At 63.8% G+C, this 23,588-nt stretch carries 24 protein-coding genes; 16 read left to right on the top strand and 8 right to left on the bottom strand.

Annotated elements, in window-relative coordinates; genetic code table 11:
• Positions 1–67: 67 nt before the first annotated feature.
• Positions 68–283, top strand: coding sequence for a hypothetical protein (locus tag AAFX91_RS22045; protein ID WP_394567883.1), 216 nt, complete (start codon positions 68–70; stop codon positions 281–283).
• A gap of 69 nt (positions 284–352) precedes the next feature.
• Here the strand turns inward: AAFX91_RS22045 and AAFX91_RS22040 are convergent, their stop codons facing one another.
• Entirely contained in the window at positions 353–712 is a 360-nt protein-coding gene (locus AAFX91_RS22040) for a BA14K family protein (RefSeq protein ID WP_245475633.1), read from the bottom strand.
• A gap of 375 nt (positions 713–1,087) precedes the next feature.
• On the opposite strand from AAFX91_RS22040, the gene AAFX91_RS22035 reads away from it, so the two are divergent.
• The 5 genes from AAFX91_RS22035 to cutA all read left to right on the top strand — a co-directional run bounded on the left by AAFX91_RS22035 (position 1,088) and on the right by cutA (position 6,774).
• Positions 1,088–2,059 carry an isopenicillin N synthase family oxygenase gene (locus AAFX91_RS22035; protein WP_130576889.1) on the top strand — a complete coding sequence of 324 codons (972 nt, stop codon included), beginning with the start codon at positions 1,088–1,090 and terminating at the stop codon, positions 2,057–2,059.
• Between the two features lie 12 nt (positions 2,060–2,071).
• On the top strand, positions 2,072–2,836 hold the full coding sequence (locus tag AAFX91_RS22030) for an alpha/beta fold hydrolase (RefSeq protein WP_394567882.1): 765 nt from the start codon (positions 2,072–2,074) through the stop codon (positions 2,834–2,836).
• A 139-nt stretch (positions 2,837–2,975) separates the two neighbouring features.
• Positions 2,976–3,854 carry an FAD binding domain-containing protein gene (locus AAFX91_RS22025; RefSeq protein WP_394567881.1) on the top strand — a complete coding sequence of 293 codons (879 nt, stop codon included), beginning with the start codon at positions 2,976–2,978 and terminating at the stop codon, positions 3,852–3,854.
• Positions 3,854–4,381 (top strand): (2Fe-2S)-binding protein, encoded by a 528-nt coding sequence (locus AAFX91_RS22020; RefSeq protein ID WP_394567880.1) that lies wholly within the window; start codon positions 3,854–3,856, stop codon positions 4,379–4,381. The genes AAFX91_RS22025 and AAFX91_RS22020 overlap by 1 nt, the downstream gene beginning before the upstream one ends.
• Positions 4,381–6,774, top strand: a complete 2,394-nt coding sequence (cutA, locus tag AAFX91_RS22015) for an aerobic carbon-monoxide dehydrogenase large subunit (RefSeq protein WP_394567879.1) — start codon at positions 4,381–4,383, stop codon at positions 6,772–6,774. The genes AAFX91_RS22020 and cutA overlap by 1 nt, the downstream gene beginning before the upstream one ends.
• A gap of 162 nt (positions 6,775–6,936) precedes the next feature.
• Here the strand turns inward: cutA and AAFX91_RS22010 are convergent, their stop codons facing one another.
• Genes AAFX91_RS22010 through AAFX91_RS21995 form a run of 4 tightly spaced genes read right to left on the bottom strand, consistent with a single transcriptional unit; the run spans position 6,937 to position 11,571 of the window.
• Positions 6,937–7,872 (bottom strand): ABC transporter permease, encoded by a 936-nt coding sequence (locus AAFX91_RS22010; protein ID WP_394567878.1) that lies wholly within the window; start codon positions 7,870–7,872, stop codon positions 6,937–6,939.
• A 10-nt stretch (positions 7,873–7,882) separates the two neighbouring features.
• Positions 7,883–8,950, bottom strand: a complete 1,068-nt coding sequence (locus tag AAFX91_RS22005) for an ABC transporter permease (RefSeq protein ID WP_394567877.1) — start codon at positions 8,948–8,950, stop codon at positions 7,883–7,885.
• Positions 8,951–8,972: 22 nt separating this feature from the next.
• The gene (locus tag AAFX91_RS22000) at positions 8,973–10,475 is read right to left on the bottom strand and encodes an ABC transporter ATP-binding protein (protein ID WP_394567876.1); all 1,503 of its coding nucleotides are present in this window, start codon (positions 10,473–10,475) and stop codon (positions 8,973–8,975) included.
• Between the two features lie 16 nt (positions 10,476–10,491).
• On the bottom strand, positions 10,492–11,571 hold the full coding sequence (locus AAFX91_RS21995) for a BMP family ABC transporter substrate-binding protein (RefSeq protein WP_394567875.1): 1,080 nt from the start codon (positions 11,569–11,571) through the stop codon (positions 10,492–10,494).
• Positions 11,572–11,970: 399 nt separating this feature from the next.
• On the opposite strand from AAFX91_RS21995, the gene AAFX91_RS21990 reads away from it, so the two are divergent.
• From AAFX91_RS21990 to AAFX91_RS21970, 5 genes are all read left to right on the top strand, one after another.
• On the top strand, positions 11,971–12,645 hold the full coding sequence (locus tag AAFX91_RS21990) for a cysteine hydrolase family protein (RefSeq protein ID WP_130576897.1): 675 nt from the start codon (positions 11,971–11,973) through the stop codon (positions 12,643–12,645).
• 167 nt (positions 12,646–12,812) lie between these two features.
• Positions 12,813–13,667, top strand: a complete 855-nt coding sequence (locus AAFX91_RS21985) for a xanthine dehydrogenase family protein subunit M (protein ID WP_130576898.1) — start codon at positions 12,813–12,815, stop codon at positions 13,665–13,667.
• Positions 13,664–15,979 (top strand): xanthine dehydrogenase family protein molybdopterin-binding subunit, encoded by a 2,316-nt coding sequence (locus AAFX91_RS21980; protein ID WP_394567874.1) that lies wholly within the window; start codon positions 13,664–13,666, stop codon positions 15,977–15,979. The genes AAFX91_RS21985 and AAFX91_RS21980 overlap by 4 nt, the downstream gene beginning before the upstream one ends.
• Complete coding sequence (locus AAFX91_RS21975; protein ID WP_394567873.1) at positions 15,972–16,460, top strand: (2Fe-2S)-binding protein; 489 nt, start codon at positions 15,972–15,974, stop codon at positions 16,458–16,460. The genes AAFX91_RS21980 and AAFX91_RS21975 overlap by 8 nt, the downstream gene beginning before the upstream one ends.
• On the top strand, positions 16,457–18,736 hold the full coding sequence (locus tag AAFX91_RS21970; RefSeq protein WP_394567872.1) for a xanthine dehydrogenase family protein molybdopterin-binding subunit: 2,280 nt from the start codon (positions 16,457–16,459) through the stop codon (positions 18,734–18,736). Before AAFX91_RS21975 ends, AAFX91_RS21970 begins: the two co-directional genes overlap by 4 nt.
• Positions 18,737–18,743: 7 nt before the next feature.
• Here AAFX91_RS21970 and AAFX91_RS21965 read toward each other — a convergent pair whose 3' ends face one another.
• Positions 18,744–19,364 (bottom strand): helix-turn-helix domain-containing protein, encoded by a 621-nt coding sequence (locus tag AAFX91_RS21965; RefSeq protein WP_394567870.1) that lies wholly within the window; start codon positions 19,362–19,364, stop codon positions 18,744–18,746.
• A 53-nt stretch (positions 19,365–19,417) separates the two neighbouring features.
• Here AAFX91_RS21965 and AAFX91_RS21960 point away from each other — a divergent pair, with 53 nt between their 5' ends.
• Genes AAFX91_RS21960 through AAFX91_RS21950 form a run of 3 tightly spaced genes read left to right on the top strand, consistent with a single transcriptional unit; the run spans position 19,418 to position 20,581 of the window.
• Positions 19,418–19,870 (top strand): hypothetical protein, encoded by a 453-nt coding sequence (locus AAFX91_RS21960; protein ID WP_394567869.1) that lies wholly within the window; start codon positions 19,418–19,420, stop codon positions 19,868–19,870.
• 3 nt (positions 19,871–19,873) lie between these two features.
• The gene (locus AAFX91_RS21955) at positions 19,874–20,278 is read left to right on the top strand and encodes a cupin domain-containing protein (protein WP_282530806.1); all 405 of its coding nucleotides are present in this window, start codon (positions 19,874–19,876) and stop codon (positions 20,276–20,278) included.
• Positions 20,279–20,338: 60 nt separating this feature from the next.
• On the top strand, positions 20,339–20,581 hold the full coding sequence (locus tag AAFX91_RS21950) for a hypothetical protein (protein ID WP_394567868.1): 243 nt from the start codon (positions 20,339–20,341) through the stop codon (positions 20,579–20,581).
• Between the two features lie 162 nt (positions 20,582–20,743).
• Here the strand turns inward: AAFX91_RS21950 and AAFX91_RS21945 are convergent, their stop codons facing one another.
• A complete protein-coding gene (locus AAFX91_RS21945; protein WP_130576905.1) occupies positions 20,744–21,103 on the bottom strand; it encodes a BA14K family protein in 360 nt (119 codons plus the stop codon).
• Positions 21,104–21,263: 160 nt separating this feature from the next.
• Here AAFX91_RS21945 and AAFX91_RS21940 point away from each other — a divergent pair, with 160 nt between their 5' ends.
• Together AAFX91_RS21940 and AAFX91_RS21935 are read left to right on the top strand one after the other, a co-directional pair.
• Positions 21,264–21,680, top strand: coding sequence for a hypothetical protein (locus AAFX91_RS21940; protein ID WP_394567867.1), 417 nt, complete (start codon positions 21,264–21,266; stop codon positions 21,678–21,680).
• A gap of 473 nt (positions 21,681–22,153) precedes the next feature.
• Entirely contained in the window at positions 22,154–23,152 is a 999-nt protein-coding gene (locus tag AAFX91_RS21935) for a helix-turn-helix domain-containing protein (protein WP_245475637.1), read from the top strand.
• An 83-nt stretch (positions 23,153–23,235) separates the two neighbouring features.
• Here AAFX91_RS21935 and AAFX91_RS21930 read toward each other — a convergent pair.
• Positions 23,236–23,588 (bottom strand): YciI family protein (locus tag AAFX91_RS21930; RefSeq protein WP_394567866.1); only part of this gene is annotated, 353 nt, incomplete at its 5' end.

Genomic DNA, 23,588 nt, shown 5'->3' with positions numbered 1-23,588 from the left:
CCATCAACCCGCCCTGCCGCCTCAAGCGGCGGGCTCCTGTCCCTGATTATCGTGTCTCACGATAAGGGTGCACTTCAGCTTCATTGCCCGATTTTACAAAAATGTGCTCGGCGAGAACGGCCAGGTCGGCGACATCTGCCAGTGCACGGTGGACCTCGACGTCCCGGACGACGCGCAAGCAGTGGACGTTGCCAAGCAGAAATTCTGCGAGATGCACGGGGTTCGTGATTGGACCCTGCACGCCGATCGGCTCGAGGTGGAGCCGGCTGACTTTCCGTCGTAGGCAGCACGAATCCGGGCCTGCGTGCTATGCACGCATCCCGGAATGACGCTTGTGTGGGGCTAAGCCTCGTTACGGACAGGGATGGCGGTAACCGTCGTTGCCGAGATAGGTGCCCGAGGCGGGATCATAGGAGCGGAAGCGCTGCGCGCAGTAAGCTTGGGCGTTTGCGGCTTGTGCCTGGCTGGATGCAATGGCACCGCCGATGATGGCGCCGGCGGCGAGTCCGCCAAGCACGGCCGCGCCGGTTCCGTATCCTCGTCCCCCATATCCGCGACGGCCGTAACCATAATGGCGGTAACCGGGACCACCATGCCAGCGGCGGTATTGCACCTGCTGTGCCGAAGACTCCTGTACCATCGGGGACGGCATCATCGGCGCGGCTCGAACAGGTAGGGATGCCGATATCGTCAGCGCTGTGGCGGCGGCCATCAAGAAAATCCTACGCATGTTCACGGCTTGCTCCTTTTCTTGTTTAGTTGGGAACACAACGGCCGTGCTGCCGAACGGTTCCCGGGACTTCCCGCTCGCGACGACAGAGAGTCAGCGAAGCGTTAACTCCCAGTACAAGATTCCGCCCCTGCGGTCATCACAAGATCAGTCGGCCCTCACGTGCGAATATGAAGGGCTCCGTTGCATCTCTGCCGTGTGATCCGATTCGCCTTCGGATGCTTTTTTGGGCCGAAAACGCCAATTTTTGCCGAAACTTTCAGCGCGCGTGATCGCACTTGCCGCGCTACCTAAATGCTGTGGGCAAGGGTGGCGCTTCATGGTCGTGAGGCGGACGCGCGAAGGAGGGTAATCAACATGCTCGAAGCGGCACGGGTTTCGCAGTCCAGTCTGCCGGTGATCGATATCTCCGGCCTATCGTCGCCAAACCTGTCGGATCGCAAGGCGGTTGCCGCCAAGCTGCGCGCCGCCTGTTTGTACAACGGCTTCTTCTACATCTCGAACCATGGCGTCGACGAAGAGCTTATCGCCGATGTCTTCGCCGAGGCTGCTGCCTTCTTCGATCTATCGCCCGAGATAAAGGCCGAGGTCGACAAGTCGCGCTCGAAGGCCAATCGCGGCTACGAGCCGCTGCAGGGCCAGACGCTGGAGCCCGGCGCGCCGCCCGACCTCAAGGAAGGCTATTATGTCGGGCCCGAGCATACGCGTGACGATCCGCGCGTGCTCGCCGGCATGTTTAATCACGGCGCCAACCAGTGGCCGTCGTCGCGGCCGAACTTCAAGCCGGTGATGGAAGCCTATCTCAACGTGATGCTGGACCTGTCGGCGCGGATGATGGGCGGCATCGCGCTGTCGCTCGATTTGCCCGAAGACTATTTCGAGGGTTATTGCACCGACGCTATGGCGACCGTGCGGCTGCTGCACTATCCGCCGCAGCCTGCAAACGGCAATCCGGATCAGAAAGGCGCCGGCGCGCACACCGATTTCGGCGGGCTGACACTGTTGCGCCAGGGCGATGTCGGCGGCCTGCAGGTCTGGGACCAGGCAACCGGCGGCTGGATCCATGCCGACCCCGTGCCTGGCACCTACGTCGTCAATCTCGGCGACATGATCGCGCGCTGGACCAACGACAAATACCGCTCAACGCTCCATCGCGTGGTCAACGTATCAGGCCGCGAGCGCTATTCGGTGCCGTTCTTCTACACCGGCAATTACGCGCACACGGTCGAATGCATCCCGACCTGCCTTGCACCGGGCGAGCAGCCGAAATACCCGCCGATCACGGTCGAGGAGCATATGCGCGCGATGTACAAGCGGACCTACAAGTAGTCGGTCGTCGCCATGAGTGCTCCATCCCCGCGCTACACCTTCATCCTCATCCACGGCGCCTGGCAGGGCGCCTGGGCCTGGGAGACCATCGTCCCGCGCCTGAAAGCGCTCGGGCACGAGGCGGTCGCCGTCGACCTGCCGGGCAACGGCCACAACCCGCTGCCACCCGAGCAGGTCAATCTCGAACGCTACGCTGCGCATGTTGTCGACATCATCGACAGGACCGAAGGTCCGATCATCATGGTCGGGCACAGCATGGGAGGCACGGCGGCAGCGCAGGCCTGTGAGCTGCGGCCCGAACGGATCGCGCTCGCGATCTTCCTCTGCGCGTTCATGCTGCCTGACGGGATGTCCGTGCTGCAGTTCTACGAGCGCTATCTTGAGCCATGGATGCGCGGCGCGCATGCGCGTGTCACCTACGATGACGCAGGTTTATTGTCGCGCATCGACCCGGCTTCCGCGGTCGAGGTGTTCTACCAGAAGGCGGATCGCGCGTTGGCCGAGGCCGCGGCGCGTCGCCTGACGCCGCAGCCCGAAGGCGGCCGCCGCTCGCAACTGAAGCTGTCGCCGGAGCGCTTCGGCACTGTGCCGCGCGTCTATATCGAGGCGCGCGAGGATCGCTCGGTGCACCTGCCGTTGCAGCAAAAGATGCAGGAATTGTCGCCGTGCCTCGAAGTATATGGCCTCGACAGCGACCACGCGCCGCAGCTCTCGCAGCCGGATGAGCTGGTTGCGCTGTTCGTGAAGGCGGTCGCCGCGCACGCCCGCGCGCTGTGACGGATCTTGCGACCGCGCTTCAATCGCGACGGGCAGATCGATTGCTTCATTTGTAGGCAAATGGTGCTCATTTCACTTCGTTGACAGCGTTTTCGCGCCACCTATCCTGACCGCAGTTTTGGCGAGCTGAACAGATCAGATGAAGCCCTCCATCTTTGGCTACCAGGCGCCAACATCAATCGAGGAAGCAATCGGCATTCTGGCCGGCGATCCCGATGCAGTCGTGCTCGCCGGCGGGCAGACATTGTTGCCAGCGATGAATTTTCGCGCCGCCAATCCGTCCACGCTGGTGGACATCCAGCATGTGGCCGATCTGCGTGGCATCGAGGTCGGCGCCGACGTCATCGTCGTGAAGGCGATGACGCGTCACCGCGAATTCGAACTCGATGCGGAGGTTGCGCGCGTCAATCCGCTGGTCGCTGAGGTCATGCAGCATGTTGCCCATGTGCCGATCCGCAACCGCGGCACGGTGGTGGGCAGTCTCTGCCATGCCGATCCCTCCGCCGAAATGCCGCTGCTGCTGGTGCTGCTTGGCGGCTCCGTGATCGCGCAGGGGCCGTCGGGCCGGCGCGAGATTGCTGCCGAGGATTTCTTTCAGTCGTTCCTCACCACTGCGCGAGAGCGGGACGAGATCATCACCGAAGCGCGCTTTCCGGTGCTGCCGAAAGGCGCCGGATGGGCCTTCGACGAGGTGACCCGGCGTCACGGCGACTACGCAATTGCCGGTGTCGGCTGCGTGCTGTCGCTTGACGATCGCGGCCGTGCCTCGCGCGTGCAGCTTGCGGCCTGCGGCATTGCGGATACGCCGGTGCGCCTGAACGAGGCGGAGAATATCCTCACAGGCACGCTGCTCGGTGCGTCCGATCTCGACGCCGCGGTGGCAGCTTCCGCTGCGGCCGTGACGCAGCCTGACGAGACGCATGTGTCCCAGACCTATCGCCGCAGGGCGCTCGGCACGCTGATCCGCAGGATGGTGACGACGGCCGCGCAACGCGCCACGCAGATGGAGACCGCCTAATGGCGCGAACGATGAAGGCCGCGATCCCCGACCGCTCGGCCGATGCCGAAGTCGACGTGTCGATGACGGTCAATGGCGAGGCCGTCAGCCGCAGCGTCAGCGTCCGCATGCTGCTGAGCGACTTCCTGCGGCATGAGCTCGGGCTGACCGGCACCCATGTCGGCTGCGAGCACGGCGTCTGCGGCTGCTGCACGGTGCTCCTCAACGGCAGGGCAGGCCGCTCCTGCCTGACGCTGGCGGTGCAGGCGAATGGTTACGATATCCGCACCATCGAGTCGGTCGCATCAGCTGACGGCACGCTGCATCCGGTACAGCAGGCGTTCAAGGAGTGCCACGGCCTGCAATGCGGCTATTGCACGCCGGGCATGGTGATGAACATCGTCGCCCGCTTCGAGGAGCCGGGAAAGATCGATCTTTCCGACGAGGGCATCAGGGATCTGCTCTCGGGCAATCTCTGCCGCTGCACCGGCTATCTCAACATCATCGCCGCGGTGCGCCGCGCCGCCGAGCTGCTGGGACGGGCCTGATGTCGACACGCCAGTTCGGAGCGCGCGTCGAGCGCAATATCGATCCCAAGCTGCTGCGGGGCGAGGGCGCCTTCGTCGACGACATTCCGCTGCCGGATGCGCTGCATGTCGCCTTCCTGCGCAGCCCGCATGGGCGGGCGCAGATCGTCTCCATCGATACGTCGGCGGCGAGGCGCCATCCGGGCGTCGCGGCGGTCTTTACGAGCGACGATATCGGCGCGCTCGATGTCGAGATGCCCCTGTTGATTCCGCACCCTTCGATGAAGAATCCGAAGACCCAGCGTCCGCTGGCGCGGGGCGATGTCTATTATGTCGGGCAGACCGTGGCGATGGTGGTCGCGGTCGACCGCTATACCGCGGAAGATGCCGCAGCCCTGATCGACGTCGAGTACGCGCCATTGCCGCTCGAGATGGATCTGGCGAAGGCGCTGATGGACGATGCGCCGCTTGTGCATGCCGACGTGCCGAACAATCTGGCGGCGCATTTCATCCAGACCAGCGGCGATCCGGAGGACGCCTTTGCGCGTGCCGAGCACGTCACCAAGATCACCGTGCAGGTCGACCGTTCGACCGCGGCGCCGATGGAATGCCGCGCGGTTGCGGCGCGCTGGGATGCGGTATCCGGTGAACTCACAGTATGGGACGGCACGCAGGCGCCGATCTCGGTGCGCGGCGGGCTTGCGTCCGTGTTCGAGCTCGATGAGGACAAGGTCCGCGTCATCGCCCCCGATGTCGGCGGCGGTTTCGGGCAGAAGGTGCTGCTGTTCTATCCGGACGAGCTTCTGGTGCCGATGGCGGCGATGCGGCTTGGCCGCCCCGTGAAATATATCGAGGACCGCCGCGAGAATTTCCTGGGCTCCTCGCAGGAGCGGACCCAGATCCACACCATCGAACTCGCCGCGCTCAGGACCGGCGAGGTGATCGGGCTACGCGATTTCTTCCTGCACGACACCGGCGCCTTTATTCCCTACGGCATCGCGGTGGCGCAGGTCGCTTCCACCTCGATCGCGGGGCCGTACCGCATCCCCAACATCTTCGTGGAGTTCAAGGCGGTCTATACGCCGACGGTGCAGTTGACGCCCTATCGCGGCTGCGGCAGACCGCAGGCCTGCTTTGCCATCGAGCGCGCGATGGATCAGCTCGCCGAGGAACTCGGGCTCGACCGTTTCGAGATCCGCCGCCGCAACTTGATCGCCGAGAACCAGTTTCCCTATGAGCGCGACGGATTGCTGTTTGCGGATGGGCTCAAGGTCACGCTCGACAGCGGCCAGTATGGCAAGGCGTTGGCGATGGCCGCAGCCGAGCTCGGCGCGGAGAATTTCGCCGCCGAGCAGGCGAAAGCGCGCGCCGAGGGACGCTATCTCGGTCTGGGGCTCGCCTGTTACGTCGAGGGCACCGGCCTCGGTCCCTACGAGGGAGGCCACGTCAAGATTCATCCGATCACCGGCAAGGTCTATGTCAACACCGGTCTCAGCACGCAGGGGCAGGGGCACGACACCGTGTTCGCGCAGATCGTCGCCGATCAGCTCGGTGTCAGCCCGCAGGACGTTATCGTGGTCGAGGGTGACACCAAGGCGTTCGACTGGGGTGTGGCGACCTTTGCGAGCCGCGCCGCCGTCGTCAGTGGCAACGCGATCCACAAGACCGCGCTCACTGTCCGCAAGAAGGTGATCGAAGCCGCCGCCAACATGCTCGATGTCGACCCTGACCAGATCGAGCTGCGCGACTCTGCGGCGTGGGTGAAGGGCTCGAACCGCTTTGCGCCGCTGGCGGCGATCGCAACTGCGAGCAATCCCTTACGTTACGCTTTCAACAAGGCCGCGCAGGCGGCGACACAATTCGCGCCAGCGAGCAAGCATGATGGCCCGCCGCTTGCCGACGGCCAAGCGCCGGGACTTGAAGCCACCGACTATTACAGCCCGTCGCGATCGACCTGGGCCTATGGTGTTCACGGCGCAATCATCGAAGTCGATCCCGGTCTGTGCACGGTGAAGATCAGGAAGTATGTCTGCATCCACGATTGCGGCAACATGATCAATCCGATGATCGTGGAGGGGCAGGTGCTCGGCGGCATCGCGCAGGGGATCGGCGGCGCGCTCTACGAGCATCTCGACTACCAGGCCGACGGTAATCTCGCCAATGCCAGCCTGATGGATTTCCTGGTGCCTTACGCGACCGAGATTCCCAACGTCTCGATCCTGCACCTGGAGACGCCGACGCCGCTCAATCCGCTGGGCGTCAAGGGCGTCGGCGAAGCCGGCTGCATCGCGGTCGGCGCGGTCGTCGCCTCCGGCGTCGAGGACGCGCTGCGTCCATTTGGTGCGCTGAAATTCCACCAGGTGCCGCTCTCGCCGAACATGATCTCGCACGCGCTGGAGCAGGTCGGGTACTAAGCGGCTCCGCTATATACCTCGCCCCGCTTGCAGGAGAGGTCGGATCGCATCGCAGATGCGATCCGGGTGAGGGGGAGTCTCCGCGCATCATGGTCCCACCGTCATCGCGGAACCAGCCCCTCACCCCGACCCTCTCCCCGCAAGGGCGGGGCGAGAGAGAAGTCACCGCCGCTCCTCGCGCACATGCGGCTGGCCGAGTGCGCCGGGCTCCTGCGTGATGCCGGAATCCTTGGTGCCGACCCAGATCATGACGGCGATGGTCGCGAGATACGGCGTCATCAGCATCAGATATTGCGGCACGCGGATGCCGGCCGCTGCGATTTGCGGGATCAGCGCCTCGATGCAGCCGAACAGAAGCGCGCCGGCGAGTGCGGGCCACGGTGCCCAGCGCGCGAACACGACCAGCGCCACCGCGATCCAGCCGCGGCCGCCGGTCATCCCGGTCACCCATAGCTTGACGCTGACGACCGAGATGTAGCCGCCGGCCAAGCCGATCAGCGAGGAGCCGGCGACGATCGCGAAGATCCGATGCAAGGTGACGCTGACGCCGGCGGCGTCCGCGGCGCCCGGGTTCTCGCCGACCGAGCGGATCCGCAATCCGAGCATCGTGCGGAACAGCAGAAAGTTGACAGCGAAGAAGATCAGGATGGTGAGATAGACGATCGGATCCTGCTGGAACAAGATGCGCCCGATGCCGGGCATTTCCGACAGCGGCCAGATTTTCAGCGGTGCCAGCCCCGTCAGTTGCTTGTTCTGCCATTTCGCCAGCGTGCCGACGAGGCCGGTAAAACCCTGGCAGAAGAACACCACCGAAAGGCCCGCGATCACCTGGTTGATGCGCAGCACCACCACCAGCACCGCAAACAAGAGCGAGACCGCGCTCGCCGCCACCATCGCGGCGACGAGCGCGACCGCCGGATAGCCGCCGAGCGCGAGGCAGGCGCCCGCGCCCGCGAGCGCGCCGACCAGCATCAAGCCTTCCGCAGTGAGGTTCAATACGCCGGAACGTTCGGCGATGATCAGGCCGAGCGCCGCAAGCGCGTAAGGCACCGCGGTCACGGGAGCGTTGGCCAGCCAGTTGATGAGGAAATCGATCACAGCGGTCCTCTCAACGTATCCACCTAATGCGGTGACGGATCAGGAATTCCGACGACGCGACCGTCATGACGATGATCGCCTCGATCATCTGCACCATGGTGAAGGGGATCTGGTAGAACACCTGCAGCGTCTGGCCGGTGATGAAGAGCACCGCGATCAGGAAGCCGACGATTGCGACAACGATCGGATCATTGCGCGAAAGGAACGCGATCAGCACGCCGGAGAACACGTAGCCGTTGGCGAAGGATTGCGTGAGCCGGCCTTCCTGGCTGGCGACATCGACGAACCCGGCGAGCCCCGAGCAGGCGCCGGAGATCGCGATGATCCAGATCGTCGCCGTCTGCACGGGCACGCCGACGATTTTCGCCATGCGCGGATTGGCGCTGATGAAGCGGGTGTAGAAGCCGATGCGGCTGAGATGGATCATCCAGCCGGCCGCCAGCACGCCGGCGATCGCGATCAACAGGCCGCTGTTGACGCCATAACCGATATCGGTCAGCCGCTCGAAGGGACGAAAGGGCGTGGACTGCGGGAACGCGGTCTTGGAGTCCTGCCAGGCGCCGTAGAGCAGGTGGAACAGGAAATACATCGCGACGTAATTCAGGAGCAATGTCGCGATGATCTCGTTGACCCGGAAGCGCAGCTTCAGGAACACGACCAGCAGCACCCAGAGCGCGCCGCCGAGTGCGGCGGCCATTCCCATCAGGATCAGCCGCGTGGCCGGCGGGCCGATGTCATAGATCGAGATCGCGGCGGCAAAGATGCCGCCGAAGACCATCTGGCCCTCGATGCCGAGATTCCAGAAGCCGATGCGGAAGGCGAGGCTTGCGCCCAAGCCGACCAGGATCAGCGGCGCGGCCTGGATCAGCACGCCGCGCAGGTTCTCCGCGGTCAGCACGCCCGCAAGCTCGCTGGCGAGCGTCAAGGGTGGGATGCCGGCCACCGCGAGGATAGCGACCGAAATCGCAAGGCCGAGGATCAGCGACGATCCGACGAACAGCGCCTGTTTCCATGCCGGCAGGTTCTGGCGCACGTCGAGAGTGAGGCGGCCGAAGCCGCGCGAGGTTACGGGGGTCAATGGTTCGGCTCGGCGCGAGATGTCATGCATGGTCGACCATGGCGCGGCCGATCGCCTGGCGGTCCGCAGGGCGTTCGAATTCGGCGACGATCGCGCCGCGGGTCATCACGCCGATGCGGTCGGACAGGCTCAGGATCTCGTCGAGGTCCTCGCTGATCAGGACGATGGCGGCGCCGCGCTCACGCGCCGCGATCAGGCGCTGATGCACTGCGGCACAAGCGCGCGCATCGAGACCGCGGCTCGGGCCGTGCGCGACCACGACATCAGGCTCGCGGCTGAACTCGCGGGCGATGACGAGCTTCTGCGCGTTGCCGCCGGACAAGAGTGAAGCCTTCTGCTTGACGCTACGCACGCCCTGCACGTCGTAATCCTTCACTGCCGCGATGGCGTCGCGGCGCATCGCTGTGCGATCGAGCCTGACAACGCTGCCGTAGCGCCCGGAGCGGATCTGCGCCACCGCAAGATTGTCCTGTATCGGCAGGCTGCCGGCGAGCGCGTAGGCGTAGCGGTCGGCGGGGATCGCGGCGATCGCAGCTTCCCGCCGCTTGGTCGGGCCGGCATGGCTGATGTCGCCGGCGCCATCCACCCAGATCTCGCCGGTGGAGGGCTCGATCGCGCCGATCAGCGCTTCCGCAAGCTCGGCCTGGCCATTGCCGCTGACGCCGGCGATGCCATAGATCTCTCCGGCGCGCACAAAGAAGCTAGTGTTATTGAGCATGGTCCGGCCGTCGGCGCGCGTATAGGTGAGGGCGCCGACATTGAGCCGCGTTGGCCCGCCCTGGTGTGGCGTCCGCTCCGGCGGAGCCGAGGTCTGGCCGACGGTGAGCTCGGTCAATTCTTCCGCGGTCGATTGCCTGGGATCGAGGGTGGCCACCGTCTTGCCGCCGCGCATGATGGTCACGACATCGGCGTAGCGCTTCACGTCCTGCAGCTTGTGCGTCACCAGCACGACCGCGGTGCCGGATCGCGCCAATCGCTGCACGATCTCGAGCAGGCCGATGGCTTCGGCGTCAGTCAGCACTGCGGTCGGCTCGTCGAGGATCAGGATCCTGGCGCCGCCGACCAGCACCTTGACGATCTCGGCCTGCTGCTGCTCGGCCACCGTCATGCTGTCGATGCGGCGATCGGGATCGATGGAGAATTTGAGCGCATCGACCTGCTTCTTGATCGCGTCGCGGATGTCGCGCAGGCCGGAAGCGAAATGCGGTTGCGGATTGGCGAGCAATACGTTCTCGGCCACGGTGAAAGGTCTTACCAGCTTGAAGTGTTGGTGCACCATGCCGATCCCGTGAGAGCGGGCCGAGGCAGGTCCGCTCAGCGAGATCGGTGCACCATTGATGGAGATCGATCCGGCATCCGGCGCGTAGAGACCGGCGGCGACATTCATCAGCGACGATTTGCCGGCGCCGTTTTCGCCGAGCAGGGCATGGACTTCGCCGGAGCGGCTCTCGAAGGACGCGCCATCGAGAGCCAGAGCCCCGTCAAAGGATTTCCTGATCCCGGCAAGTTGCAGGGCCGAATTCATCAGAAGCTATGCTCGCCTATTTCTGGGTGATGACACCAGGGACGAACCAGTCCATCTTCCAGAAGCCGGCATCGTCGAGCGACTTGCCCTCGGCGACGCGCACGGTGCCGGCGGTGTCCTTGATCGGGCCGGCGAAGATCTGCTTGCCGGCGATGATGGCGTCGCGCTCGGCCATCACCTTGTCGACGACGTCCTTCGGCACCACGCTGTTGCAGCAGGCGATATCGGTGCCGCCATCCTTGATGCCGGGGAAGGCGCCATAAGGATTGGGCTCCCAATTGCCTGCCGCGATTTTCTTCAGTTCGGGCCCGAGGAATTTTTCCCAGGTCCAGGCCGATGAGCACAGCGTTGCCTTCGGCGCGAACTCGCGCAGGTCGCGATGGTGGCCGGTGCCGTAGATGCCGCGCTCCTGCGCCACGATCTGAGGGGTGGGGGTGTCGACATGCTGGCCGATCACGTCGATACCCTGGTCGGCCATGGCCTGCGCCGCGGCGCGTTCCTTGACCGGATCGTTCCAGGCACCGGTGAAGATCACGGTCACCGTGGCCTTCGGATTCATCTTCTGCGCGCCTAATTCATAGGCATTGATGGTCCAGTTCACCGGGCCGATCGGATGCGCGGCGACGAATCCGAGCTTGCCGGACTTCGACATCGCGCCCGCGATCATGCCGCAGAGATACTGGCTCTCATAGGTGCGGCCGTAGAAGGATTCGAGGTTCGGGCCGTTGGTGGTGCCGGAGCCGTTGAGGAACGCGACCTTCGGATATTTCTGCGACAGCTCCTTGAACGTGTCGGAATAGCCGAATGCGGTGCCGATGATCACGTTGTAGCCGCGCTGGATGAAGCGCTCCGCGGCCGGCGTGATCTGTCCCGCAACCTCAGGCACATTTTCGACGAAGGGAATCTGCATGCCGACTTCCTTCTCGATCTTCGGGCGCGCCTCGTCATAGGCCTGCGTCCAGCCGCCGTCGGTCTTGTCGGCGAAATAGAGGAACGCGATCTTGGCCGGCGCCGGGAGTGTGAACCCGGCGGCATAGGCGGCTGCCGCGCCGCCTGTCAGGGCAACGGCAAGAACAGGAATTGTAGTCCAGCGCATCACGCAGATCCTCTCGATGTGCGAAAATTTGTCGACCGTTCAGGACGGGTTCCGAAAAAATCTTCGCATTGTTGGAAAAAATAGCACGCCAATTGTTTAGTCACCGTCGAGCCAATCGATGAGCAGTCCCCTTGCATCCTTGTCGTCGCGCGACCGCGTGCGGTAGCGCGCAGGAATGAGCGAAGCGAGCTTGCGTTCGGCTCGCACATTCCATTGTGTTGCCCGGCGGCATCCGGTCGCGCGCAAGGCGCAAACGAAAATTGGTGCGTGATTGATGTTGGCGCGCGTTTGCGCGAGCGCATCGTCGCGGCTTGAATATTGCTTGGCGGGCGCCGATGCGCTCTGATCGATGCGTGCATTGGCGCGGAACGGCAAACTGCTTCGGCGATAGGAGGCGTGATGAAGGCTTATGTGTATGGTGCGAAGCGCGAGCTGTCGCAGGGGTTCGAGGATTTCACGCAGGCCTCGCGGACCGCGATCATCTCCGTCGACATGCACCAGGGACATCTGGCCGATACGCCGGATTGTCCTTGTCCCGCGCCGCGCGCGCGAGAGATCGTCGCGCCGATCGATCAGTTCCATGCCGCGGCGCGCGCGATCGGCGTGCCGGTGATCCACGTCAAATCGGTGCTGCGCAAGGGCGGGGTCGACGACATCGCCGGCATTCCCTCGGCGTGGCGGCGCACCTTTCCGCTCTATGTCGGCGCGATCCCCAACTCCGATGCGCATGCGATCGAAGGTTCGCGCTGGACCGAATTCGTCACCCATGTGGAGCCGCAGGACCTGATCGTCGCCGGCAAGAAGCGGCTGTCGCCGTTCTTCGCTACCGATCTCGATTTTCTGCTGCGGCAGATGAAAGTGCGCACCGTGGTGCTCGACGGCGGCATGACCGATTGCTGTATCCTCAACGCGGCGTTCGATGCCAGCAATCTCAGCTATCGCGTCGTTGTCTTGCGCGATCTGGTGCGCGGCACCAATGAGGAGATGGAAGATGCCGCGCTCAAGATGGTGTCGCTGCATCTTGGCATCGTGACCGACGCCGCCGACCTGCTTGCGGAATGGCGCGGCCGTTGAGCTGAAACCGCGCGGTGCATCAGGAGAAGCAAAAGCGCGGCCGCCGGCCGCTCTGCGCTTTTGCCCCTCGGCCCTGGCCCAACCCATGCAGACTCACCGTCCCGAACAGTAGACACCGCAATGAGGTCATGTTAATCAGACTAAATAAAATTGAGCAAGGTTGAAATGTGAAGGCTGCAGCGTTCGACTATCTCAGGCCAGCCGGTCTCGGCGAAGCGCTCGCGCTGCTCGCGACACACAAGGACGATTGCAAGATCCTGGCGGGCGGCCAGAGCCTGGTTCCGGCGATGAATTTCCGCCTGGCGCGGCCCGCTATCCTCATCGATATCAACGACCTCGACGAACTGGATTACCTGCGCGCGGACGCCGATCAGTTGAAGATCGGTGCGCTGACGCGGCACGCCGCGTTCCATCGGCCGGTGGTCGAGGGGCCGCTCGGCACGCTCTTGGCGAAGGTCGTGCGCCACATTGCGCATTATCCGATCCGCCAGCGCGGCACCTTCGCGGGAAGCCTGTCGCACGCCGATCCCGCCTCGGAATGGTGCCTGGTCGCGACCACCCTTCGCGCCGAAATGGTTGCGAAGAGCGCGCGCGGCGAACGGGTGATCGCAGCAAGCGATTTCTTCCACGGCACGTTCACGACCGCGCTCGAACCTGACGAAATCCTGGCCGAAATCCGCCTACCGCTGATGACGCCGGATTGGCGCGTGGGCTTCTACGAATTCTCGCGGCGCGCCGGCGACTTTGCCTTGGGGATGGCGGTGGCGGCGACAAGGGTTGAAGACGGCACGATCCGCGAGGCCCGGCTGGCTGTCGGCGGTGTCGCCGATCGCGCGATCCGCCTTGGGCTGCTGGAAGATCAGCTTGTTGGGAAGCCTGCGTCGCTTGCGATCATCGATGCCATCGCCCGCGAGGCGCGTGGCATGATCGAACCGAACGGAGACATCCATGCCTCGCCCGAGTATCGGCGCGATCTGATCGCCGCTTCCGTCAAGCGCGCATTGACCGAGGCGCTGGCATGAACTGGATTGGCCGACGGCTGCCACGATTGGAAGATCCGGCGCTGCTGAAAGGCGGCGGCAGCTATGTGGCCGATCGCGCGGCCAAGGCGGCCGCCGTCAGTTTCGTGCGCAGCCCGGTCGCGCGCGGAACGATCGTCGATATCGAGATCCCATCTGATGCAACGGTCTTCACCGGACGAGACCTCGTCGACGTGAAGCCGATCCGGCCGATCCTGCATCGGCCGGACTATGTCGCGATCGGCCAGCCCGTCCTGCCGATCGATCGCGTCAGCTTCTGCGGGCAGGCGCTCGCGGTCGTCGTTGCCGACGACGCGGCGCTGGCGGAGGACATCGCCGAGCAGGTGTTCGTCGATATCGACGTCGCGGATGCCATCATCAATTTCGAAACCGCGCTCGCCCCCGATGCAACGCCGGTCCATCCCGAAGCTGCATCTAACGTGCTGGTCGAAGGGCGCATGAAGACGCAAGGGCTCGACAAGGTCTTTGCGGACGCCGCCGAGATCGTCGCGCTGGACGTGCGCTCGCACCGCCAATCGGCGGCGCCAATGGAGAACCGCGGCGGGCTCGCCGAATACGACGCGGGATCGGGGCGCGTCACGCTCACAGCCTCGGTGCAGATGCCGCATATGCTCAGGACCGGCATCGCCGACACGCTGGACATGCCAGAGTCGGACTTGCGCGTGATCGCGCCCGATGTCGGCGGCGGCTTCGGGCAGAAGATGTCGCTATTTCCCGAATATGTCGTGCTGGTGTGGCTGGCTCGTAAACTGAAGCGGAGCGTCGCCTGGATCGAGGACCGCCGCGAAAATCTGCTCGCCTCCGCCCATAGCCGCGACCAGGCGTTCAGCCTGCGCGGAGCCTTCGCCAAAGACGGCAGGCTGCTCGGGCTGGAGGCGGATTTGCGTTCCAACATCGGTGCGTTCTCCTGCTATCCCGTGACCTGCGGGGTCGAGCCGCTGATGGCCTTTGCCGAACTGCCGGGCCCCTATGATTTCGCCGAATACGGCGTTCGCTCGCGCGGCGTGACCACCAATACCTGCATGATGGCGCCGTATCGCGGCGTATCGCGGCCGACGCTGACCTTCTCCATGGAACGGATGATGGATGTCGCGGCGAAACGGCTCGGCATCGATGCCGCCGAGATCCGCCGCCGCAATCTGATCAAGGCGTTTCCGCATCGTTCGCCGACCGGCCTTGTCTATGACGAGGGAAGTTATCTGCAGGCGATGGAGGTCACAATCGATGCCGCGGACCTGCCGGCGTTCCGGGCGCGGCAGTCGGCGTTGCGCACGCTCGGGCGCTATCTCGGCGTCGGCATTTCCGTGTTCAGCGAGCGGACCGGCTACGGCACGCCGGCCTATGCCGCGCGCGGCATGGACATCGTGCCGGGCTACGAGATCGTCGATTGCTCGATGGACCCTTCGGGCGACGTCGTGCTGCGCATCGGCTCGTCACCGCATGGCCAAGGCCTGAAGACCAGCCTTGCGCAATTGGTGTCGGACGAGCTCGGCATTGAGCCGCACCGCATCCGGATCATCTCCGGCGATACCGATGCGACGCCCTATGGCTGGGGCACCTTTGCCAGCCGTTCGATGGTGATCGCCGGCGGTGCCTCGAAGCTCGCGGCGGGAAAGATCGCGGTGAAGCTCAAGACCATAGCCGCGACCTTGATGGAAACATCATCAGACAATATCGAATTGAAGGACGGCTGGGCGCGGGAGAGCCATTCCAACCAGGCCATGGAGATCGGCGCGCTGGCGCGGGCCGCCTATCACCAGAGCCATCGCTTCGAGGGGCTATTGCCCGGACTGCATGAGAACGCGGTCTACGATCCCGGCGGCACGTTCTCGAATGCCTGCCATATCGCTTTTGTCGAGGTCGACATCGAGACCGCCGGCGTTCGCGTCGATCGCTTTCTTGTCGTCGAGGACGCCGGCGTCCTGATCAATCCGATGATCGTCGACGGCCAGATCACCGGAGGCGTCGCGCAAGGCATTGCCAACGCGCTGTTCGAGGAGATCGTCTACGACGACACCGGCAATCTGCTGACCGCGTCCTTTGCCGACTATCTGCCGCCGACCGCGGCGGAGATCCCGGAGATCGAGATCATGCACATGGAAACTGTCTCGCCCGAAAGCGTGACCAAGGCGAAAGGCGTCGGCGAGGGCGGGGCGATCGGGGCGCCGGCGGCGGTCGTCAACGCGATCTGCGATGCGCTGTCTCCCTTCGGCATCGAACTGTTCGAACTGCCTGCAACCCCGCAGCGCATCCGCGAGGCGCTGCGCCGGGCCGGAGGTGCGAGCTATGCCTGACAAGCGCGACGTTACCCTTGCCGTGAACGGCAAGACTTACGCAGTATCGATCGAGCCGCGCCGGAGCCTTGCCGACGTCCTGCGCGACGATTGCGGGCTGACGGGCACGCATCTCGGCTGCGAGCATGGCGTCTGCGGCGCCTGCACCGTGCTGGTGAACGACAAGCCGGTCCGCTCCTGCCTGATGTTCGGTGTGCAGGCTGAGGGCAAGACGGTACGCACCGTCGAGGGACTGGCCGACGGCGAGACGCTGCATCCGCTACAGCAGGCGTTCTGGGAAAATCACGGCTTGCAATGCGGCTTCTGCACCCCGGGCTTCCTGATGCTCGCCGCCGGCGCGCTGCAGGAAAATCCTGATATGTCCGACGACGACATCAAGGACGTGCTGTCGTCGAACCTCTGCCGCTGCACCGGCTATCAGAACATCGTCAAAGCGGTGCGGCTGGCCGCGCGCGAGATGCGGGCGAGAGCGCGGGCATGAGCTTTGTCGGCCGCTCGCTCAAGCGGATCGAGGACCGTCCGCTGCTGATGGGCCAGGGCGCGTTCGCCGCCGACTGCAACTGGCCGGGCCAGCTCCAGATGCGCGTGGTGCGTTCGCCGGTCGCTTTCGGCCGCATCCTTGGCATCGAAACCGAGGAGGCAGCCGCGCTCGAGGGCGTCGTCGCGATCTGGACCATTGCCGATCTCGACGATCTGCCGCCGATCGATTTCCGCCAGATGGGCCTCGAGCGGCTCGCGCCATACCGGCAATTCGTGCTAGCGCGCGATTATGTGCGTTATGTCGGTGAGCCTGTGGCTGTGGTTATCGCCGTCGATCCCTATGTGGCCGAGGATGCGGCCGATCTGGTGTTTTGCGATGTCGAGGAACTGGAGCCGCAGCTCGATGCGACCGCCGAGCCGATGGCGTTCATGCCCGATGTTCACCCCGGATTGATGTCCGAGCCGGCGGTGATCCGCCGCGGCTATGGCGATCTCGACGCGGCCTTTGCCCGCGCGCACAGAGTGGTCGAGTTGGAGGTGAAGATCGGGCGCCACACCGGCGTGCCGATGGAGACGCGCGGCGGGTTGTGCGTCTACGACGGAGACAAGGATACATTCACACTCTACGGCGCCGCCAAGGTGCCGCACTATAACCGCGACGCCATCAGCAGGATGCTGGGCCTCGCGCCGGGACGGCTCGAGCTCAGCGAAGGCCATGTCGGCGGCGGCTTCGGCATTCGCGGCGAGCTTTACCCCGAGGACGTGCTGGTCTGCGCCGCGGCGCTGCGGCTGCAGCGTCCGGTGAAATGGATCGAGGATCGAAGGGAGCATCTGCTCGCCGCCAACCATTCGCGCGACCAGGTCTATCGGCTCAAGGCCGCCGTCGACTCGAGCGGATTCATCCTTGGCCTGAAGGCGGATTTCTTCACCGACCAGGGCGCCTATGTCCGCACCCACGGCACCACGGTCACCGATCTCTCGGCGGGCCTGCTGCCGGGCCCTTATGTCATTCCCGCCTATGGTGTCGCGGGCCATATCCGGCTCACCAACAAGACGCCGGCCGGCACCTACCGCGCGCCCGGCCGCTATGAATCGACCTTCGCACGGGAGCGGCTGATCGATGCGATCGCTTCCGAGCTCGGCCGGTCGCCGATCGATGTGCGCCGCGTGAATCTGATCGGCGAGGCGGCGATGCCGTTCGATCGCGGCTTCGAGACGCTTGGGACCAGGGTCGTCTACGACTCCGGCAAGTACGCCGATCTGCTCGAACGCGTGCTGGCGCATCTTGATTACGACCGGCTGCAGCAACGGCTCGCTGAGCGTCGGAGTGGCGGCGAGCTGGTCGGCTTGGGCCTTGGCTATTTCGTCGAGAAGAGCGGCCTCGGTCCGCAGGACCTGGTGCGGATGCGGGTCGAGCCGCAAGGCGATATCGAGATCGTCACCGGCGTTGCCTCGGTCGGGCAGGGCGTTGAGACCGCGCTGGCGCAAATCTGCGCGGAGACGCTGCAGGTGCCGATCGAGCGCATCCGCGTGATCCATGGCCAGACCGACCGGATCGAAATCGGCTTTGGCGCCTTCGCCTCGCGCGTCACCGTCATGGCGGGCTCCGCCGTGAAGATCGCTGCCGAAGCACTGCGTGCCAGCGCACTGGAAGTGGCGGCAAAGCTGTTGCAGACCACACCGGAGGTGCTCCGCCTGTCGAACGGCATGATCGAGACCGTCAATGGCAGCGCCTCGCTGCCGCTTGGCGATATCGCCGCGCATCTCGAGCAGACGGGCGGGTTGACGGGCGAGGGGCGTTTCGCTTCCTCGCACATGACCTATCCCTATGGCATCCACGCCGCGCAGGTCCGCGTCGATCCCGCAACCTGTGCCGTCACCATCGAGCGCTATGTGGTCGCCTACGATGTCGGGCGCGCCGTCAATCCGATGCTGATCGAAGGCCAGATCGTGGGTGGCGTGGCGCAGGGCGTCGGCGGCGCGTTCCTGGAAGAGTTCGTCTATGACGAGAACGGCCAACCGCTGGCGGCGAGCTTTGCCGATTATTTGATGCCGACCTGTCACGAGGTGCCGGACGTCGAAGTGCTCCTGCGCGAGGATGCGCCGTCGCCGCTCAATCCGCTCGGCGTCAAGGGCGCGGGCGAGGGCGGGATCAATGCGGCTGGCGCGGCGCTCGCGGGTGCCATCGACGCCGCCATCCAAAAGCCCGGCGCCGTCGCGCAGCTTCCGATCACGCCCGGCCGCCTGCACGCCATCTTGCGCGGGGGCCGATCATAAGGGGGCCTCAGTCGCGATCGAGGTTGAACCAGAGCGTGCGGACCTTGGTCTTGCCGTGGTTCCAGAGCTTGTGCTTGCGGCGCGAGCTATAGGCGATGAGATCGCCCTGCCGCAGCACGTGCTTGATGCCGTCGACCTCGACGGTCAGTTCTCCCTGCAGCACGAAGCCATATTCGAACCCGTCATGGGTGATCGGATGCTCGGCGCTGCCGGTATGCGGGGCATATTCGTTCACGGCGACCGAGACCCCGCGGCTGCGGTCTTCCCGCATCAGCCGCCGCACGACATGCTGCGCGGTCTCGACGACGCGCGCCTCGGACGCGCGCACCACGATCTTCTCCTCGGCAAGGTTGCCGCTGACGAGCAGATCCGACATCGTGACGCCGAGCGCGCTCGCGATCACGATCAGCGATCCGATCGAGGGCGAGGCGCGTCCGCGCTCGACCAGGCTGAGCATCGAAGTGCTGAGGCCGGAGACGTCGGCAAGCTCCTGCAGCGTCAGTCCGCGCGCCTGTCGCAATTCGCGGATGCGCACGCCGATGGCGGCGAGCGTGTTCGCGGTGGTCTCGGCGATTTCCTCCGACAGATGGGCAAGATCGGCGTTCGCCTCGGTCTCGGATTGGCTCATGTGCTTGACGCTCCCGGCGCCGTTCGTCCTGGTCTTCGCAAAGAAGACGTTGCGTGTCCTGTGATTTTGAATATACTAAAAATACTTTAGTTTGGATCAAAAAATCGGCGGCGATGGTCAATCTCTCGTTTTCCCAGGTTCGAGTCATCGACAGCGCCGCCGGATGTCCAGAAATACCGATCGTAGAGGGCGAGGGCAACGCGAAGGTTGTGCTGTCGCCGCACAATGGCGCGGCGTTCCGCAGTTTTCAGCTCGTGTCGCTGCAGCAGAATGCGCGCACCATCGACCTCAGCCATGCGTCCGACTGCGTGTACTACGTGATCGCGGGCGAGGGCGCGATCGTCGATACGGCCGGTGGCTCGCGCCACGAGGTCGCCGAAGGGCACATGGTCCATATCGATGCCGGCGATCGCTACCGCATCGAGGCGGGTGCAGCCGGCATCAAGGTGATCGGCGGGCCGTGCCCGGCCGATGCCAGTCTCTACTCAATGATCGCAGCGAGCTAGACCATGGCCATTCGCCTGTTTCATCGCGACCATCCGACGCTGCGCTTGCCGCTGATCTCCAAGGACGCACGTTTCGTGATCTGGCCCGGCGTCGGCGCCTGGCAGGCAAATCTCAACTATGTCTGCCTCGAACCTGGCGAGGCCAACGTTCCCCATATCCACACCCAGTCGGAGGACACGATCTTCATCCTCGAAGGCGAGGGGACGATTCACGACTACACCAACAACATCTCGCTGCCCTTCCACGCCGGCTGTGTCGTCCACGTGCCCGTGGGCGTCAAGCATGCGGTCGCGGCCGATCGTGGCAGCCATATCGTCAGTGTCGGCGGTCCCTGTCCGGCTGACGTTCCGCTGCTGAAAAAAGTCGGTGCGCTGCCGGCGGATGCGACGCCGCCGCTATCGGCGTAATCGGGCGGGCGCATGAAGCTGGGCTCCGCGGCATGGATGAACTGGTCGAGGTGATGGGCGATGTCGCCAGCGCCAGCCTTGCACGACATTAGCCGTCCCGTGTTCCAGCGCGAATACTACATTGTGACCCTCAGCGACGACTGCCGCTCCGTGTGGCGGTGGGAAATCAAGCGCAGAGGCGCGCCGATGGGCGTCAGAGTGACCGGAGATGGATATTCATCCCAGCGCGCGGCGGAAGAGGCCGGAAAGCACGCCCTCGCGGAATTCCTCCTTGCGGTCGCTTCCGAGCAGAAGCGCGGATGAGATGATCGCGTCGACGTGTGCTCGGAACGGATCGATCAGCCAGACCTCTGCGCCCGCTCGGCGAACCGCCGGTCTTTTATCGCAGGCCCTGGCAATCAAGAGGGCTGCGGTGTCACACCGCAGCCCTGAAAGTAGATACGGTCGCGACTACATCTGAAAGACTTACTGGCAGGGATACCGCCGGCCCTTTGCCACGTACGTATTCGACGCTGGATCGTAGGAGCGGTAGCGCTGCGCGCAAGATGCCGCGTGCTGCTGGGCGGCGGCGGCTTCCTGCTGGGCGGCGGCAGTGGCTGCACCGGCCGCGATGGCGCCGCCGATGAGGCCGCCGACCAGTCCGCCAACACCGACGCCGTTGTCATAGCACTGTCCGTAACGGCACCAGACCTTCTCGGTCAATGCCGGGACCGCGGCAGCAAGACCCGTGCTGGTCTGCAACGGAGCCGAAATCGCGGAGGCTGAAAGCACCACGGCACCGGTGGTGGCCATCAAAACGACTTTCAAAATGTGATCGGTTCGCATCGAATCTCCTGCTTCATTCCTGTGGGCGCAGGTCGGCGCCTGCCTCCCGATTCCTGAACATGGATTACGGGCTCGCCTGGCCTCGGCCCGGGCGAGACCGTATACGCACGGCCGGTTGCAATTCGCGCGTCAGCATAAGTTCACAGATGGGCGGAGTTTATTGGCCGGCTGCGTCCACGACGCGGCAGATGTTATTGCTGACACCTGGAGCCAATTGTCCTGGCGGCAAGGTGAAGACCGCATCGACGCGGCTACCTCTGCCTTCCTTGCGGACGACGACTTGCAACGTTTGTGGTCGGCCGGATCCGGTTGTCTCTTGCTGAGTGGTCAGCGTGCCAAGCTTCTTGTCCACGTTCACACCGACAAAGCCCTCTGCCAGAACGCCCGGGAAACCTTGTCAAGGGCGACACTGGGATTGACGGACGGGAAAATCATCCAGGTCTTGTGGGTCATGCCCGTCACCATCGGAACGCCGCTGCTCTGGAAGTGCTCTGCGCAGCTATCGGCCAGCGCAGTCATAGACGACAGAACCATGAGCGTGAACACGCAAGTTATTCTTGTAAGCATGCTTTCATAACCTGTTGGAGTAAGTCGGGAGGATTGCGACCAAACGCGCCGTAAGTCCATCGATGCCTTCGCATTCTGGATGGAGGCATTCGGATTTTGGCTAGTGCACGGAGTGATCCTGCAAGCGATCGGCGATCTGGCCGACGTAGGAAACGCCGACGCTCGCCTGCGACGTCACGCGCAGGTCGAGCCCGCCTTCCATGAGCGCCGCGAGAATGGATCAGCGCTTTTTCGGAATAGAGGCCCGCGAATTAAATCAAATCTTAGCTTTCGCGGCTCGGTTGCGCGATCTGGATGTTTCGTTCGACAATTGGATATTGAGAGAAAGAATTGATAGAAGGAGAGCTCGACCTGAATTGACCAAAGCTGTTCTAGCGTGGTGACGCGGGTCTGTGCCTCTGGCGGACGCCCTGAACGATGGATACTCGGTCTGATGGGTGAGATCGGTTCGCGTCCAGCAAAAGTCCAATGGTCAGGATTTGCATGATCGAAGATACACTCGCTGCACCTCCCACGCGATCAGGATCTTCGTTTCAGGAGTTGCTTGAAATACTCCAACCTCACGGGATCAATGCCCGCTCCTCGCCGAGGCCTAACAAATCATTTCGTTGGCATGCGGATGTTGCAGTTGGAGCAGGAATTGACGTCGTAAGGGCGGAACTTTCTGCTGGTTGGGATTGGCGCTATTCATACGAGAATTCATCGGGAGAGCTTGCAATAAGCTTGCTGAATGCCGGCAAGGCCGAAATGCTCATTGCAGGAAGGAACGTGCAACGAACACCATCTGAAATGGCCATCGTCTCACTTCCAACGTTGCAAGAGCAGAGGGTCGAAGCGGTGGACGGAAGATACTCAAGTGTAACGCTAACGTTGCATACGAGTATGGTTACAAAGGTGCTGTCTGCGACGTTCGGGAGCACAGCACTGGAAGATCTCAATTTGACACCAACAGTCGATTTGTCTACGGGCGCCGGGCAGACCCTTTTTCAGCTTGTTCGTGCCAGCACGACCGGCTTGTATGACGGGATCCTGGCACGCTCTCCGAAAGCCAGCGCTCTGCTATCGGAAGCTGCGATACAGCTCATCCTTGAAAATGTCCCCCATCGGCTGATCGACCGGTTGAACCGCTACCCACTGGATGCGCCTCCTCGTTACATTCGGCGGGCCATCGAGTATATGCGGGCCAATCTTCATCTGCCGCTTACGATAGCCGATATTGCTGGAACGGTTGGTGTTAGCAGCCGATTGCTACAATTGGGATTTCGTAGAATCCATGGCACGACGCCTGTCGCCTATTTGCGAAGAATTCGACTTGAAGCGATCCACGATGAGCTATCGCGACCAGAGAACCTGCTTCCGGTAAGCGAAGTTGCACTGAAGTGGGGTTTTACTCACATGGGCCGTTTTGCGGCGTTGTACCGCTCCGCATTTGGCCTGTATCCGTCCGATACAGTCCGGCGAGCGCGAGGGGTCTGCGACTAAGAGAGTTTATGTTGCGCTCAACAGTCCGATTGGCGGGCGCGTTATGAGGCGGGCGGACGAGCTTCGGTTCTTGTCCGACTGATCTATTCGCTGTCGCTTGCGGCCTCCGTCAGTGGAAAGGCTGTGCCCGGAAGATAGAGCGTGATCGGCCGGATCTCGTACACCGCCGTTGGATTGAACCGACGCAGGTCGCGGGCGGCTTCGATCGCAGCGTCCTCGCTGGCGCAGTCGACGACGTAAAAGCCCAGCAGTTGCTCCTTGGTCTCGGCAAAGGGGCCGTCGATCACGACGCCGGCGCCCGGACCGCGCAGGGTGCGGGCTTTCCCGGTCTCGCCGAGCCGCGCCGCCGGCCCGAGGCGGTGAAATGGACCCGCGGAGCGGGACCGCTTGAACCGGTTTGTTAGTTGGAAACTGACCGCTCCTGATCCCTTTCTAT

The sequence above is a fragment of the Bradyrhizobium sp. 31Argb genome (genome assembly GCF_043638955.1).
Classification (GTDB): domain Bacteria; phylum Pseudomonadota; class Alphaproteobacteria; order Rhizobiales; family Xanthobacteraceae; genus Bradyrhizobium.
The sequence above is the reverse complement of the archived record's forward strand: the minus strand, read 5'-3'. Positions and strand labels throughout refer to the sequence as shown.